This is a genomic window from Barnesiella sp. An22 (genome assembly GCF_002159975.1).
Classification (GTDB): domain Bacteria; phylum Bacteroidota; class Bacteroidia; order Bacteroidales; family Barnesiellaceae; genus Barnesiella; species Barnesiella merdigallinarum.
In genome coordinates this window covers 240738-257178 of sequence record NZ_NFJR01000003.1, presented here as the reverse complement: position 1 = coordinate 257178, position 16441 = coordinate 240738, and the positions used below count along the sequence as shown (strand labels likewise).

The 16441-nt window shown below is 54.7% G+C and carries 11 protein-coding genes, 1 tRNA gene and 1 pseudogene; 9 read left to right on the top strand and 4 right to left on the bottom strand.

Features of this window, described 5'->3' with window-relative positions; all coding sequences use genetic code 11:
* The 3 genes from B5F38_RS05085 (at position 1) to B5F38_RS05075 (ending at position 2103) form a co-directional block, all read left to right on the top strand.
* Positions 1–882, top strand: a complete 882-nt coding sequence (locus B5F38_RS05085; RefSeq protein ID WP_087408224.1) for a DUF3316 domain-containing protein — start codon at positions 1–3, stop codon at positions 880–882.
* Positions 883–896: 14 nt separating this feature from the next.
* Complete coding sequence (locus tag B5F38_RS05080) at positions 897–1931, top strand: S41 family peptidase (protein ID WP_087408223.1); 1035 nt, start codon at positions 897–899, stop codon at positions 1929–1931.
* A gap of 87 nt (positions 1932–2018) precedes the next feature.
* Positions 2019–2103 (top strand) — tRNA-Leu (locus tag B5F38_RS05075).
* Positions 2104–2619: 516 nt separating this feature from the next.
* Here the strand turns inward: B5F38_RS05075 and B5F38_RS05070 are convergent.
* The 3 genes and pseudogenes from B5F38_RS05070 to B5F38_RS05060 form a co-directional block, all read right to left on the bottom strand.
* Positions 2620–3936, bottom strand: a pseudogene (locus tag B5F38_RS05070) (glycoside hydrolase family 125 protein); the annotation flags it as partial.
* Positions 3937–4111: 175 nt separating this feature from the next.
* Positions 4112–5062: an endonuclease/exonuclease/phosphatase family protein gene (locus B5F38_RS05065; protein ID WP_087408289.1), complete on the bottom strand. Its 951-nt coding sequence runs from the start codon at positions 5060–5062 to the stop codon at positions 4112–4114.
* A gap of 33 nt (positions 5063–5095) precedes the next feature.
* Positions 5096–7381, bottom strand: a complete 2286-nt coding sequence (locus B5F38_RS05060) for a GH92 family glycosyl hydrolase (RefSeq protein ID WP_087408221.1) — start codon at positions 7379–7381, stop codon at positions 5096–5098.
* A 369-nt stretch (positions 7382–7750) separates the two neighbouring features.
* Here B5F38_RS05060 and ruvX point away from each other — a divergent pair, with 369 nt between their 5' ends.
* The 6 genes from ruvX (at position 7751) to B5F38_RS05030 (ending at position 15133) form a co-directional block, all read left to right on the top strand.
* Complete coding sequence (gene ruvX / locus B5F38_RS05055) at positions 7751–8167, top strand: Holliday junction resolvase RuvX (protein WP_087408220.1); 417 nt, start codon at positions 7751–7753, stop codon at positions 8165–8167.
* Between the two features lie 3 nt (positions 8168–8170).
* Positions 8171–8737, top strand: a complete 567-nt coding sequence (def, locus tag B5F38_RS05050) for a peptide deformylase (RefSeq protein WP_087408219.1) — start codon at positions 8171–8173, stop codon at positions 8735–8737.
* A gap of 33 nt (positions 8738–8770) precedes the next feature.
* Complete coding sequence (ettA, locus tag B5F38_RS05045) at positions 8771–10456, top strand: energy-dependent translational throttle protein EttA (protein WP_087408218.1); 1686 nt, start codon at positions 8771–8773, stop codon at positions 10454–10456.
* Between the two features lie 410 nt (positions 10457–10866).
* Positions 10867–13020, top strand: a complete 2154-nt coding sequence (locus B5F38_RS05040; RefSeq protein WP_087408217.1) for a leucine-rich repeat domain-containing protein — start codon at positions 10867–10869, stop codon at positions 13018–13020.
* Positions 13021–13233: 213 nt separating this feature from the next.
* Positions 13234–13821 carry a hypothetical protein gene (locus tag B5F38_RS05035; RefSeq protein WP_087408216.1) on the top strand — a complete coding sequence of 196 codons (588 nt, stop codon included), beginning with the start codon at positions 13234–13236 and terminating at the stop codon, positions 13819–13821.
* Between the two features lie 190 nt (positions 13822–14011).
* Positions 14012–15133, top strand: coding sequence for a Fic family protein (locus B5F38_RS05030; RefSeq protein WP_087408215.1), 1122 nt, complete (start codon positions 14012–14014; stop codon positions 15131–15133).
* A 77-nt stretch (positions 15134–15210) separates the two neighbouring features.
* Here B5F38_RS05030 and B5F38_RS05025 read toward each other — a convergent pair whose 3' ends face one another.
* Positions 15211–16392 carry a D-alanine--D-alanine ligase family protein gene (locus B5F38_RS05025; protein ID WP_087408214.1) on the bottom strand — a complete coding sequence of 394 codons (1182 nt, stop codon included), beginning with the start codon at positions 16390–16392 and terminating at the stop codon, positions 15211–15213.
* Between the last annotated feature and the right edge of the window lie 49 nt (positions 16393–16441).

The window sequence follows — 16441 nt, the reverse complement described above, 5'->3', positions numbered from 1 at the left end:
ATGACAACACGTAAGTCACTTTTGTGCGCTCTGTTGGGGGCCGCGCTTTTATTCCCGGGTTGCCTGCGGGCCGGGGAACCGGTCTCGGAACCGTTGCAGGAAAAGCTGCAAGAGGAAGAGCCGTTGCGCCCCGTAGCGACTGCCGTTACCTTCGAAATCGGGCGGCAGAGCGCGCTCGATACCTATCTGTCGCCTATCCGTTATCGGGGGCTCGACGTGGCGTTGGGTTACGAACGGCTGCGGGCGGCGAGTTTCGCTCCCGAAAAATGGTTTACCCGTCACAATGTGCTGGCCAATTTTGCCACGATGACCAACGAGTCGGGCAGTGGTTCCATGCTCTCGTTCTACCTCGACTATTCGTTTGCCATGTTGCGTCGCTGGCAACTGCTCGACGGCCTGTGGCTGGCCGGTGGCGGTGAGGCGGCCCTCACGCTGGGCGGGCTCTACAACCAGCGCAACTCCAACAATCCGGCTACGGCCAAGGCCGCTATCGACCTGGGCGCCACGGCTATGGCTTCGTATCACCTGCGGGTGGGGCGGCTGCCGCTCACCTTCCGCTATCAGGTGTCGCTGCCGGTGGTGGGTGCCTACTTCTCGCCGGCCTTCGGTCAATCCTACTACGAGATGTTCTACATAGGCAATACCGGCGGTATTGTCCAGTTCGGGGCGTGGCACAACCGGGTAGACCTGCGCAACTACCTCTCGGTAGACCTTCACCTGGGCAAGATGGCTCTGCGGTTGGGATACCGGCAGTTGATGCGCACGACCCACGTCAACCACATCGACACCCAGGTGCTCAACCACATGTTCGTGTTGGGTATCTCGGGCGAGATATTCCGTTCGGCCCCTCCGGCCCGTCGGGTAGTGTCGCTCTATTATTAAAAGGAAAATAGGTTATGAAACGTAAACACATATCGGTAAAAACAGGATTGCTGCTGTCGATTCTCTCGCTCCTTCTGCTCTCGTCGTGCCACAAGGTCGAGGTTTTCGAAGACGACCCCTACGGCAACTTCGATGCGCTGTGGACCATTCTCGACGAGCGGTACTGTTTCTTCGAATATAAGGATATAGACTGGAGCCAGGTGGGCATGAAATACCGCAAGAAACTGACCGAGCGGATGACCTCGGAAGAGCTCTTCGACGTGTGCGGCGACATGCTCATGGAGTTGAAAGACGGCCATGTGAATCTGGTTTCGGCCCACAATACGTCGCGCTATTGGGATTGGCTGAACAACTCGCCCGAGAACTATCAGGAGCGGCTCGTCGACGAGTATTACCTCAACTTCGACTACCGTTATACGAGCGGTATCAAATACAAGATTCTGCCCCAGAACGTGGGGTACATGTACTACGGCAGCTTCTCGAGTGCTATCGGCGAGGGTAACCTCGACCAGATACTGGCCTATCTGGCCACTTCGACGGGACTGATTATCGATGTGCGCAGCAACGGTGGCGGTTCGCTGTCGAATGTCGAGACTCTCGTCTCGCGCTTCATCAATCAGGAGACGCTTGTGGGCTATATCTCGCACAAGACTGGGCCCGGGCATCAGGATTTCTCGGAACTCTATCCCATCAAATACAAACCTTCGAACCGCATCCGGTACCAAAAGCCGGTGGTGATACTGGCCAACCGGGGTACATTCAGTGCGGCCAACAACTTCGTGTCGGTGATGAAGGCGTTGCCCAATGTCGTAGTCATGGGCGATATTACCGGCGGCGGCAGCGGGTTGCCCTTTTCGTCGGAGCTGCCCAACGGCTGGAGCATCCGCTTCTCGGCCTCGCCCATATACGACGTGAATCGCGAGCACACCGAGTTTGGAGTGGCTCCTACCGAAGGCTTCAAGATGGACATGGATCTGGAACAGGCCTCCCAGGGGCACGACTCCATTCTCGACCGGGCCATCGCCTATATCGCTACGGGTGGAGCGTGAGGGGCGGTGCACCCTTGCTGCGGGTAAACTTTGTAACCCGATTCATTGTATAATAGGTAAACTTCTTGTATATTTGTGCCGTCGTTTGCGGACGTGGCGTAATTGGTAGCCGCGCTAGACTTAGGATCTAGTGTCTTGCGACGTGTGGGTTCGAGTCCCGTCGTCCGCACCAGAGAGGAAGGGGAGAGTTGAGATACCCCTTGTATGTTATAGGAGGATGACCCTTTAAAGTCTTTGACTTTTGGGTCACCCTCTTTTTTTATGGGGTGTGTAGGTCTATGCGATGAGGTGCATGTGCCGGGATATACCGGTGGGCGACAAGGGGAACTGCATCTTCTTGCAGCATGTGGTATCGGGAACAGAATGATACGACCGGTGTATCACCCGGTGAGGGCATCTGGCCGCTTCGGGTCAGAGGGGGGTATTTGTGCAGGGATAAATGTCGTTGGGGCAGGTACAAAAAAAAAATTGATTGTCTCACGACAACCAATCTTTGTTAACCTTAAATCTAATACCATGAAAAACACAGTGCAAATATAGTGCTTTTATATGTTGTACAACATGTTTTTGGCGAAAAAGTTTCTCTGTTTAACTCTTTTTTAAAGATAAGAGCTCTGTTTTAAAAGAAAGAAAGAGAAATGCTCCCGATTTTGGGGTCGGGAACATTTCTCTTAACATTTTCGTGGAGTTATTGGATGTCGATGCTGTTGAGCAAATCGACCTTGCCTTCGTTCACCAGTTTGAGGATGAGTTCGCCAAACAGTGTATTTTGCCAGGCGAACCAGGGACGGGTGAAGTTGTTGGGGTCGTCTTTGTGGAACGACTCGTGCATGAATCCCGTACCGGCGTCGGTCTTCATCAGCATCTCGATGCAGGCTTTGATTTCCTGGTCGTCCTGGCTGGTAAAGGCCTTCATCATGATACTCATGGGCCATACCATGTCGTAGCCGATGTGGGGACCGCCGATGCCTTCGCCGGCCTTACCTTTGAAGAAGTAGGGGTTGTCTTCGCTCCAGACGAAGCGGCGGGTGTTCTGGTAGATGGGGTCGTCTGCGTCTACATCGCCCAGGTAAGGCATGGCCAGCAGGCTGGGCACGTTGGCGTCGTCCATGAGCAGCTGGTTGCCGAAACCGTCGACTTCGAAGGCGTAGATTTTACCATATTTCGGGTGGTTGTACACGGCATATTTCTGCAGAGCGGTCTCTACCTCCTGAGCCAGGTCGGTGCACTCCCGGGCCAGCGCTTCGTTGTGGTTGACGGTGCGCAGAATCTCGGCCGACTTCCGCAGCGAGGTGACGGCGAAGAAGTTGGAGGGGATGAGGAACTGGAAGGTGGTGGCGTCGTCCGACGGGCGGAAGGCCGAGCAGATGAGCCCCACGGGTTTCACGGGGTTGCCCAGACCCATGTTGGTCATCGTGTCGAGAGCCCGCTCGGTGCGGCGCATGAACTTATAGGGGCCCACGCCTTCTTTGCGTTGTTGCTCCTTGAAGGTGCGCAGGATGTGGGTGATGGCGTTGATCCACTCGTCGCCGAAGACCGAGGCATCGCCCGTCACCTTCCAGTAGTGGTAGGCGAGGCGGATGGGGTAGCAGAGCGAGTCGATTTCCCATTTGCGCTCGTGCAGTTCGGGTTTCATGTCGGTGAGGTCGCTCATCCATTCGCCGCCGGTGGGGCCCATGTTGAAGGCGTTGGCATAGGGGTCGATGTTGATGCACTTGAACTGGCGGTTGATGACGCCGGCCAGCATCTTCTTCAACTGCGGGTCTTCGTTGGCCAGCTGTACGTAGGGCCATACCTGGGCACCCGAGTCGCGCAGCCACATGGCGTGGATGTCGCCGGTGTATACAAAGGTGTCGTCGTTGCCGTCGAAGTGTACGGTGGTGTCGAGCGTGTTGGGGAAACAGTTCTCGAACATCCAGGCGAGGCGGGCGTTGGTGAGCAGGGCATTCACCCGTTTGATCTGTTTCTCTACGGCACTTGACACGAACAGACGCTCTTGCGGGCGCTGGCTGGTGTACTGCACGCGGGTGTTGTCCTGACGGGCAACAGCCACGGGAGCGGTGGCTGCCTGGGTGTAGGATACCCCGCAACCGAGGGCTACGCACAAGCAGCTTATTTTTGCGATAGTTTTCATAAAAAATAGGTTAGTGAAAATAATGATTAGTAAATAGAGATTTCGTTTAATGACGGCCCGGTGTCTCGAGCACCACCATCACGGGGAAGTGGTCGGAGGGGGTGCGGGCCTGATAGGCCTCGATGTCGATCTCCTCGGGGTAGTCCTCGACCTGAGCCTTGCCGCTGTCGTGGCGGATGGTGCGGTAGCTGTCGGTGAGTACACCGTACTTCTGCACCTGGAAATCGGGCGACACGAACACGTGGTCGATTCGGCTGCGGGTGTAACTATTGGGGGCAAAGCCGTTGAAGGTGCCGTTGAGGGCATAGCGCAGCCGAGCCGCCTCGAAGGCGTCGCGCAGGGCACCGCTTTCGGTGAGAGCCCGGTAGGAGCGGTGGGTCTGGTCTACGTTGAAATCGCCGGTGAGAATGACAGGCAGCCCCTGGCCCAGCGTCCTCATTTTCTGTTGCACGAGGTAGGCGCTCTCGACGCGGGCCTCCTTGCCGATGTGGTCCATGTGCAGGTTGAAGAAGAGGAACTCGAGCGAGCTCTCCTTATCCTTGAAGTGACCCCACGTGCAGATACGGGGCAGGACGGCATCCCAGCCCACACTGGGGGTGTCGGGCGTCTGGGAGAGCCAGAAGTCGCCGTGGTCGAGCAGCTCGAAACGGCTGGTGCGGTAGAAGATGGCGGCATGTTCGCCCTGCTCTCCACCGTCGTCACGGCCCACACCTATGTAGTCGAAGCCCGGCAGGCGGTTCTTCAGCGTATCGAGCTGATGCTTGAGCCCCTCTTGCGTGCCGAAGAGGTCGAAGTCGTGGAACCGGATGAGGTCGGCCATGACTACACAGCGCTGGCCCCAGCCGTCGCCCTGAGCTGAGTCGCCGGCGTTGGCATTTCTCAGGTTGTAGGAGGCCACGGTAAACGTGCAGCTCCTTTTGGGCTGGCAGCCGTAAAGGCCCAGCGCCAGAACGAGAACCGACACGATTCCCGTCCACTTGACAATACGGTTTGGCATAATGTGAATATTGGTGTTCAAATATACGACATTTTACTCATTCTCCAAAGAGAAGGAATAGGGGGCATCGGCCGGATTGGTTCCCCGCTTGCGATTGGGCTTCGAGTCCATGACGAACTGCACCCGTCCGCCCTGGCTGAGGGTCTCGTGGGTGAGGTAGTTGTGGTCGTAGCCCTTGCCGTTTACCTTCATGGAGCGGATGTAGGGCGTCTCGGCGCTGTTGCCCGGGGCCTCGATGGTGAGGGTTTTGCCGTTCTCGAGATGCAGGAGAGCCTTCTTGAAGAGGGGTGTGCCCAGCACATACTGGTCGGTGCCGGGGCAAACCGGGTAGAACCCGAGGGCCGAGAAGATGTACCAGGCCGAGGTCTGGCCGTTGTCCTCGTCGCCGCAATAGCCGTCGGGGGTAGCGGCATAGAGCTTGTGCATGATTTCGCGGATGCGGCTCTGGGCTTTCCACGGTTGGCCCGAGTAGTTATAGAGGTAGACCATGTGCTGGATGGGCTGGTTGCCGTGGGCATACTGGCCCATGTTCATCACCTGCATCTCGCGCATCTCGTGAATCATGTCGCGGCTCTCCATACCCAGGTAGCTGGGCATGACGAATACCGAGTCCATCATGTGGTTGAAGACGGAGGCACCGCCCATCAGGTCGATGAGCCCTTGCGGGTCGTGGAACACGCAGAAGCTCCAGTGCCAGCTGTTCCCCTCGCAGAAGTCGCCGCTCCAGTCGGTTGCCTGGAACTGGGGGTTGAAGTTGCCCTGGTCGTCACGGCCCACCATGAGCCGTTCCTGCGGGTTGTATACCTGGCGGTAGTTGAGGCTGCGCTGTTTGTAGATGTCGATTTCGCTGTCGGGTTTGCCCAGCCGTTTGCCCAAGGTGTAGATGCACCAGTCGTTGTAGGCATACTCCAGCGTGCGGGCCACGCTCTGCCCCACGCCTATGTTGCTGGGCACATAGCCCAGGCGGTTGTAGGCCTCGAAGGCCACGCGGCCCGACGCCGTCCCCTCGAGGTGGGCGTTGGCTCCGTGTTTCAGGGCCTCCCACAGTTTCTCAATATCGTATCCGCGTATGCCCTTGACGTAGGCGTCGGCTACAATCGAGGCCGAGTTGTTGCCAATCATGCAGTCGCGGTGGCCCGGGCTGGCCCATTCGGGCAGGAATCCGCTCTCGCGGTAGGCGTTGACCAACCCCTCCTGCATCTTGTGGTTCATCGAGGGGTATACGAGGTTGAGCAGCGGGAAGAGCGAGCGGAAGGTGTCCCAGAAACCGGTGTCGGTAAACATGTAGCCGGGCAATACCTGGCCGTTGTAGGGGCTGTAGTGGACGGCCCGGCCCACGGCGTCGATTTCGTAGAAGGTGCGGGGGAAGAGTACCGAGCGGTAGAGGCAGGAGTAGAAGGTGCGCAGGTCGTCGATGCGGGTGTCGTCGATTTCGATGCGCGACAGCACCTGGTTCCACCGTTTCTTACCCAGCTTGACCATGCGGTCGAAGTTGCCGTCGCCCAGCTCCTTCAGGTTCAGTTCGGCCTGCTCGGGGCTGATGAACGACGAGGCCACCCGGGCGTGCACCTGTTCGCCCCGGCGGGTCGAGAATCCCACGATGGCTCCGGCGTGGTTGCCCCGGGCCTCGTTTTGGTTGGTCTTGATGGCGTTGTCGAGAGCCACGGCCGTGAACTTGAACGGCTTGTCGAAGACGATGACAAAGTAGTTTTTGAAATTCTCGGGAACACCGCCCGAGTTGCGGGTCGAGTAGCCTATGATTTTGTTCTCCTCGGGAATGATTTTCACGGCCGAACCCCGGTCGAAGGCATCGACAACGACGTACGAGTTGGCCTCCTCGGGGAAGGTGAAGCGGAAGAGAGCCGCCCGGTCGGTCACCGTCATCTCGGTAGTTACGTCGTGGTCGGCCAGATAGACGCTGTAATAGTAGGGTTTGGCCACCTCGGCCTTGTGCGAGAACCAGCTGGCCCGCTGGTTCTGGTCGAAGACCACGCCGCCGGTCACCGGCATGATGGAGAATTGTCCGTAGTCGTTCATCCAGGGGCTGGGCTGGTGAGTCTGTTTGAAGCCCTTTATCTTGTCGGCCGTGTAGGTGTAGGTCCAGCCGTCGCCCATATCGCCGGTTTGGGGGGTCCAGAAGTTCATGCCCCACGGCATGGCAATGGCCGGGTAGGTGTTGCCGGTAGAGAGTTCGTATTTCGATTGGGTACCCACGAGCGGGTTCACATAGTCGACGGGCGAAAACTTGGCAAATAGCGGAAGCCCGCAGAAGATAGCACTGATAAAAAACAATTTACGATAGATCGAATGTCGCTTCATGGCGTGATAATTGTGTGTATGTTTTCAAATAAATAAGCAAAGTGTACGATATGGTTACCCGTTGGGTGGCCGTCCCCTTGGCAGGCAACCGCAAACGAGTGTTCAAAGATAATGAAAGAGACGAACCGAGGCAAATGAAAACGGTGATTTCTGTTTGTTTCAGTTTTTTCCTTTCACTATCTTTGTTCCACGAAAACAGGAGTCGGCTCAGGATAAAAAATATTTGAAACAGAGTTTCGATATTTTATTCTCCGCTCGCCTTTCACTATCTTTTCATAAGATAGGATTCGGCTCGGCATAGTCAAATGTTGAAAACTTTGTTTTCCATTTGCCTCTGCTCTCGCCTTTCACTATCTTTGCACCAGCATTATGGGCAGAATACTTTCAATAGATTATGGCAAGAAACGCACGGGTATCGCGGTGACCGACCCGCTGCAGATTATCGCCAACGGTTTGACTACCGTCGCTTCGTCGCAACTCATCGAGTTCCTCACGCAATACATGCAGCGCGAGGAGGTCGAGCGGGTGGTCGTGGGGCTGCCGCGGCAGATGAACAACGAGCCGTCGGAGAGCATGCGCTACATCACCCCCTTTGTCAACCGGTTCAAGAAACTGTTCCCGCAGGTGCCTGTCGAGTTTTTCGACGAGCGGTTCACCTCGGTGCTGGCTCATCGGGCCATGCTCGACGGCGGTCTGCCCAAGATGGCCCGCCGCAACAAGGAGCTTGTCGACGAGATAAGCGCTACGATTATCCTCAGAGATTATTTGGAAAGTAAAAAACAATAAGATATGGTATTACCTGTTTACCTGTACGGACACCCCGTCATTCGTAAGGAGACCGAAGAGATCGATGCTTCTTACCCCCAGCTCAAGGAGCTGATTGCCAACATGTATGAAACGATGTATGCCACCGAGGGTATCGGGTTGGCAGCTCCGCAGATAGGTCTGTCGATACGGCTCATCGTCATCGATGCCAGCCCCATGGCCGAATACTTCCCCGACTGCGAGGGCAAGAAGCTGACCCTCATCAATCCCGTGCTCGAGGTGCTCGAGGATGGTCCCAAGCAGACCCGCGAGGAGGGTTGCCTCAGCCTGCCCGGCATTCACGAGCCGGTGCCCCGCATCGAGAAGATTCACCTCAAGTGGCTCGACGAGGATTTTGTGGCTCACGACGAGGTGATCGAGGGCTATCTCTCGCGTGTGGTACAGCACGAGTATGACCACCTGGAGGGCAAGGTCTTCATCGACCGCATCTCGCCCATACGCAAGCAGCTCATCAAGTCGAAGCTGGTCAACATCATCAAGGGACGCGTACGTTGCGACTATCGGGTGAAAGCGGCACCCGTCAAAAAATAAAACTCATTTCAAAATCTTCTTATCTGCTTTTATATGGCCGACGACAAGAAAGTTATATTCTCGATGGTGGGCGTGAGCAAAATGTTCCCGCCCCACAAACAAGTATTGAAAGACATTTATCTCTCGTTTTTCTACGGGGCCAAGATCGGTATTATCGGTCTCAACGGCTCGGGAAAATCGACCCTGCTGAAAATCATCGCCGGGGTGGAGAAGTCGTACCAGGGCGAAGTGGTATTCTCGCCGGGCTACTCGGTGGGTTACCTCGAGCAGGAGCCCAAGCTCGACCCCGAAAAGACGGTGAAGGAGGTGGTGCAGGAGGGCGTGCAGCCTATCCTCGACCTGCTGGCCGAGTATGAAAAGGTGAACGAGTCGTTTGGCGACCCCGAAGTGCTCGAGGATCCCGACAAGATGGATGCCCTCATGGCTCGCCAGGCCGAACTGCAAGACCATATCGACGCCTCGGATGCCTGGAATATCGACAACAAGCTGGAGCAGGCGATGGATGCTTTGCGCTGTCCGCCCGAAGACCAGCTTGTGAAATACCTCTCGGGGGGTGAACGCCGCCGGGTGGCCCTCTGCCGCCTGCTGTTGCAACAGCCCGACATCCTGCTGCTCGACGAGCCTACCAACCACCTCGACGCCGAGTCGATCGACTGGCTCGAACAGCACCTGCACCAGTATCCCGGTACGGTTATCGCCATCACGCACGACCGTTACTTCCTCGACCATGTGGCCGGCTGGATTCTCGAACTCGACCGCGGCGAGGGTATCCCCTGGCAGGGCAACTATACCTCGTGGCTCGAGCAGAAGACCAAACGCATGGAGATGGAGGAGAAGCAGGCCAGCAAACGTCGCAAGACCCTCGAGCGCGAACTGGAGTGGGTGCGCATGGCTCCCAAGGCCCGCCAGTCGAAGGGTAAGGCTCGTCTGAACTCCTACGACAAACTGTTGAACGAGGACCAGAAGGAGCGCGAAGAGAAGCTCGAAATCTTTATCCCCAACGGTCCCCGTCTGGGCAACAAGGTGATCGAGGCTCACGGTGTGGCCAAGGCTTACGGCGACAAGCTGCTCTTCGACAACCTCGACTTTGTGCTGCCGCCCAACGGCATCGTGGGGGTAATCGGTCCCAACGGAGCCGGCAAGACCACCCTCTTCAAGCTCATTATGGGGCAGGAGCAGTGCGACAAGGGTTCGTTCGAGGTGGGCGAGACGGTGAAGATTGCCTACGTAGACCAGACCCACAAGGACATCGACCCCGCCAAGACCGTCTATCAGGTAGTGTCGGGCGGTCTCGACACCTTCCGCATGGGAGGTCGCGACATGAATGCGCGGGCTTATCTGTCGCGATTCAACTTCACGGGAGCCGACCAGGAGAAACTCATCGGGGTGCTCTCGGGTGGCGAGCGTAACCGCCTGCACCTGGCCATGGCGCTCAAGGAGGAGGGCAACGTGCTGCTGCTCGACGAGCCTACCAACGACATCGACGTGAACACGCTGCGGGCACTCGAGGAGGGTCTCGAGAATTTTGCCGGCTGTGCCGTCGTCATCTCGCACGACCGTTGGTTCCTCGACCGCATCTGTACCCACATACTCGCCTTTGAGGGCGATTCGAAGGTATTCTTCTTCGAGGGTTCCTATTCCGAGTACGAAGAGAACAAGAAGAAACGCCTGGGCGATGTGGAGCCCCACCGGGTGCGCTATCGCAAGTTTATGGCATAAATATACGTTTTATATACCGCATAAAGTCACGGCGGGCCGCAAGGTTCGCCGTGACTGTTTTTGGGGGGAGGGGAGGATTTGAGGGGACCGATGGCTGCCTTCACCCTGTGGAGACAGCTCTTTCCGGCCGGCCTTTTCGGGTGGCTGTTCAATCTTTTTTTCACCCGATACGGCCCCGAAAGTCTCATATTATTTAGTCTTATTGTATATTTCTTTTGACTTAATGCAGTTTTTTTACAAAAATTATTTGCAATTCGATAATTTTTTGTAGATTTAGGCATCGAAAAGAATAGTAATAATCATCTAAACATTTTAATTTGAAATATTGAAATCTAAATCTCTATACTATGAACCTAATCCTCAGCTAGATATTTCCCCTTTATTTTAAACCCACCTTAAATTGTTGAATTATGCGAAAATCTATTCTGAAAATGTTCTCCGTGGCTGTCTGCCTGTCAATCGGATTTTTTGTAAATGCGTCCGACTTCTCGACCGATGGTGTATATTACAATGTGCTTTCGGCCGACGACCTTACGGTAGAAGTGGCCCCGGGCCCGATTCCGGCCTATTCCGGAACTGTGCGAATCCCCGAAGAGGTTACTTTCGAGGGTAAAACGTATACGGTAACGGGAGTTGGGGCAACGGCATTCCAAGATTGTGAATCGTTGCTTGGTGTCATCCTTCCCGAGTCGGTTACCGCGATTGGCGAGTCGGCCTTTTCGGGGTGTACCAATATGGTCTCTCTGGACATTCCGGCAGCCGTCTCCTCGATAGGTCCATCGGCCTTTTATAGCTGCCGGGCGTTGGAAGAGGTTGTTTTGCCCACGGGTATCGAAGTGCTTAGCACCTCGATGTTTGCCAGTTGCAGTAGCCTGACGAAGGTGACCGTGCCGTCGACGGTATCGAAAATCGAAGACTCGGTGTTCGAATTTTGCGGCAACCTGTCGGATGTAACCGTACCCGACGGGGTCTCTTTGATTGGTAATTATGCCTTCTCGGGCTGTAGTTCGCTCACCGAGCTGGTGTTCCCGGCCAGTGTCGACTCGATAGGCGAGTATGCCTTGTGGGATTGCAGTGGCCTCACCACCTTTCGCATCCCCGATGGCATTGCCCACATTGCCCCCTCTACCTTCAGCGGATGTAGCGGTTTGGAAGAAATCGAATTTCCGACTTCGATCAGAACCATTGGCAATTCGGCCTTCTACGATTGCACCGGTTTGAAGTCGATTGTGCTCCCTGAAAACCTTACCTCGATAGGCGACGAAGTCTTTTATTATTGCACGGGTTTGGAGTCGGTCGAGATGGGCGAGTCGGTTACCTCGATTGGCGAGTGGGCCTTTTACGAGTGCCGGAGTCTGAAATCCATACAGTTGTCCGATAAGGTGACGGCGATAGGCAACTGGGCTTTTGCCGGTTGCATCGCTTTGACCGAAGTTGACCTGCCCGACCAGCTGACCAGCCTGGAGCATCACACCTTTTACGGTTGTACCCGGCTGAGTTCCATCAATTTGCCTGCTCATATAAAGTCACTGGAGTATTCGTCGCTCGAGAATTGTTCGGCTTTGGCCGGCATCGACCTGCCCGAGGGGCTGGAGACCATCAGCTACAACGTGTTTGTGGGGTGTTCCAAGCTGGAGTCGATAACGATTCCCTCTACGGTTACCTCTATCGGTGCGTCGGCCTTTGCCAACTGTACGAAGTTGGAGTCGATTGTAATTCCCAAGGGAGTAAGTTCGCTGGGTTATTCGGTATTCAACGGTTGCAGCGCTCTGAAATCGGTCGACATTCAGGCACCGCTTACGGCAATCGAGTCGTATATGTTTGTCGATTGCAGCGCTTTGACCTCGCTGCAAATTCCGGAAACCGTTCAGTCGATAGGTGCGCACGCCTTTGAAGGATGCAGCAGCCTCGTAAGCGTGAATATCCCCGAGGGAGTAACCGAAATTTCATCCGAACTCTTCAAGGGTTGTGTGGCCCTTACCTCGATAAAACTGCCTTCGACGGTGAAGGTAATCAGCGACGGAGCCTTCGACGGGTGTACCGGACTGACCATGGCCGAGTTGCCGGAGGGTACGACCATGGTAGGCTTTTCGGTATTCTACGAGTGCACGGGCTTGCGCACGGTTAAGTTGCCCTCGACGATAACGGCGATCGGTTTCGAGGCGTTTGCCGGTTGTCCGTCCATCACATCGGTGGTATCGCTGAGTACCACAGCTCCGGTGTTGAGCGAGTCGGCCTTCGACGAAACCGTTTACAACACCGCCGAGCTGCTTGTGCCCGATGGCTCGGTAGACTCCTACAAGACAAGCGATGGCTGGAAACTGTTCAAGAATATACAGGTAAACAATCCCTCGGGTATCGACAATTGCGCCGATGCTGCCCTGCAGGTGGTAGTCGATGGCAACCGCATTCGCATAGAGGGCGCTGCCGACAACCTGCCGGTCGAGGTGTACAGTTTGGGTGGCCAGTTGGTATATCGGGGTGAAGCCTCGAATATCGAACTCCCGGGTTCTGGCATGTATCTGGTAAAAGTAGCACGGCAGACTGTCAAAGTGGTTTTGTAGATAATTTTTGTTGAATAGGGCGAGAGGGCTGTATCCTATGTTGAGGGTACGGCCCTCTTGGTTATATTGGGCGCCTGTGTGGGGAATGGCTTCATTCCCCGTTTTGCGGCCTTCCCGGGACGGTTTGTCGTGACAATCGAGCCAGTTGTCTAAACTATTTTCAAAAGCCGTATGCTCGTTATTTCTTTGTAGCGAAGGAAAAGGAAAACCAAGATGAACAGTCGATTGAAAACAGGAGCTTTACTCGTCGTGCTGTCGACCCTTTGGATGGCAGTCTGGGCCGATGCCCCGCTCAAATCGTACAAGGATATACCTTCGCCCGAGCGGAATGCCCGCCTCATCACCGAGGCCATGCAGAGCCGGTTGGGGCTTACCGAAAAGCAGTACAAGAAGGTGTACAAGATTCAGCTTGTCGAACAGAAGACCATATTCAAATACAAGCCAACTCCACAGAGGGGTATAGAAAAAGATTTAGGGGAAATGCCGCTCCAGGGCCATCGTATGGAAGGCGGCCGACCGCACAGAGGTGGCGGTTTTGAAGGTATGGGAGGCGGTCGGCCTCCCATGCCTCCTCGAGAAATGGATTGGGGTGACGACCGTCCCGACCCCGAAAAGATAGCCAAGAACCTGACGAAAGCGGCTCAGAAGCGCGACAAGAAGCTGAAGAAGGTGCTCGACAAGGGTCAGTATGAGCAGTGGCTCAGGCTCGAAGATGAGGTGATGGCTCCCTTCCGGTTCAAACCCGAACCAGACCGACCGGGCAGGCCAGGCCCAAAAAATGTAGAAACTCTCTTTCGATAAAAGATAAAATAGGTGTTTTAGGTATTCAACGCAATGTCTCCCGGGTGACATCAGTCTTGCACCTCGGGCAATTTTTGTTTTAAAGTGGAGATTTTTTTCCCTGATACCGATTACAGAATCACCTCGCTTTTATCTTTTTATCGTATGATATTTTTATATCTTTGTAAACTGATATAACGGATTAACATGAATGATTAACTTCGACGAATATATACGCCAAGGCGATCCGCAAAAGCGTGAGAAAGGTTATGCGTGGCAGACGGCCATCGGCTTGCAGGCTGTCGATGGACTTAAACCATCCGACTATCTGATTGAAACGGCTCGTAAGGATATTGAGGGCGAAATATCTATCGATGAGGCGGAACAACTTATAAAGAGTTATTATCTGTCGAAAGAAGCACGTACACCAGAAGAGGCGGATATGCATGAGGCGGATATGGTATCGACCAATATTCGTCGACTGCTTACCGAGAAAACATTTGCCTTTACGTTTGTCGGGCTAACATCGATTCATCGTCGTATATTCGATGGCGTATTCAAATTTGCCGGTCAGATACGCGATTACAACATCACGAAAAAGGAGTGGGTGCTTCGAGGGGATACGGTGCTCTATGTTTCTGCCTTGGATATCCGTAAGGCTGTCGAATATGACTTGGAGCAGGAACGGCAATTTGACTATTCCAAAGTGGAGAGGAACGGTCTGGTGAGCCATATAGCCCAATTCGTATCGGGACTGTGGCAGATTCATCCGTTTGGAGAAGGAAATACGCGGACAACTGCCGTTTTTACAATTCTCTATCTCCGTTCTATGGGCTTCGATGTAACGAACGACTTGTTTGCCAACCATTCGTGGTACTTCCGTAATGCACTGGTACGGGCCAACTACCAAAACGTACAGAAAGGCATTATGCGTAATTCGGAATACCTGGAACGATTCTTCCGTAATTTGTTATTGGGCGAAAACAACGAGTTACGGAACAGGTATATGGTAGTCAATGCCCCTGAAGAACTGGCAGCAGAACAAGTGCAGCCTATGAACCGAACAAGTACCGAACAACCTACCGTACAAGTATCCGAACAAGTTCGTACTTTATTGCTTGCCTTGTCAAACGAGCAATTGTCTTTGAAGAGTCTGATGGAGAAAATCGGCCTAAAGCATCGCCCGTCGTTTTTGGAAAACTACATGGCTCCTGCTTTAGAAGCCGGTATTCTCAAGTCTCTGTATCCAGACAGGCCACATCATCCTCGACAGAAATATTTGTTGACGGCCAAAGGACTTGCTTTATATCATGAAATGAAGTCAAAGCAATAATCCTGATGGCTGCTCCTGTCGTGTATATTTCCTCTTGTTGAGTTTGTTAAACCAGAAGGCACTTTCGTCTTTTCCTCTTACTTCGCCCCCATCTTGCCGCCCTTGAGCCCTTTGCCCAGGTTGAAGATGTTCTGGTCGTAGCTGACGGTCTTCATAGCCGACTCGCGCTTGCGTTTGAGGGCGAGGTCGACCAGACGGTCCATGAGTTGGTCGAAGGGGATGCCCGATGCCTCCCACAGGTAGAACGAGAGGGAGCCGGGGATGGTGTTGATTTCGTTCACGTAGATGTTGCCGCTCTTGCCGTCGATCATAAAGTCGACGCGGGCCACGCCGTGGCACGAGAGCACTCGGAAGGTTTCGCCGGCCAGGAACTGCACGCGGGCGGTCTCCTCGGGGGTGAGGTCGGCCGGGATGCGTTTCTGGGTAGCCTGCATGCCTTTGTTCGACTTGCCGCCGCCCATGTACTTGTCTTCATAGGTGAGGATGTCTCCGCTCTTGATGGGCTCTTCGCATACCGAGGTGCGGTAGTCGTCGCAGTCGCCCAGTACCGAGCAGTTGATCTCTTTCAGCTCCTCGACCATATCTTCGATGACGATGCGGGTCGAGTATTTCTCGGCCACGTCGATTTTGGCGATGAGCTCCTCGCGGTTGTCGGCATGCGAGATACCCACGCTCGAGCCCAGGTTGGCCGGTTTCACGATGACGGGGTAGCCGAGTTTCGATTCAATCTCTGCGATGAGTTGGTCGCGCTGGGCAAACCACTGCTTGTCGGTGAACCACACGTAATCGACGATGGGGATTCCGCTCTGCTGCATAATCATCTTCATGGTGATTTTGTCCATGCCGTTGGCCGAGGCCAGCGTATTGCAACCGGCATAGGGGATGCCTATCGACTCGAGCACTCCCTCGAAGATGCCGTCCTCGCCGTTGCTGCCGTGCAGCACGGGCACCACGACGTCGAGTTTGGCCCAGATGTCGCTCCCGAAGAGGGGTTTCTTCTTGCGGTAGACGTTGTAGTCGCCGTATTCGGGAATCATGTATACCTCGGTACACATCTTTTGCAGGGCGGCCATGTCGCGGTAGTTCTTCACCGTGAGCAGGGCGTCGCCGCTGAACCAGCGGCCCTGTTTGGTTATGTATATGGGGACGATTTCGTACTTCTCCTTGTTAAAGGCATTGATGGCCTGCAGGGCCGAGATGACGGAGATTTCGTGCTCGGTCGAGCGGCCTCCGAAAAAAACACCAACGGTAGTTTTCATAATCTTTCTGTGCTAACGATATGTTTTGTTGTGTTGTGAATAATCGGGT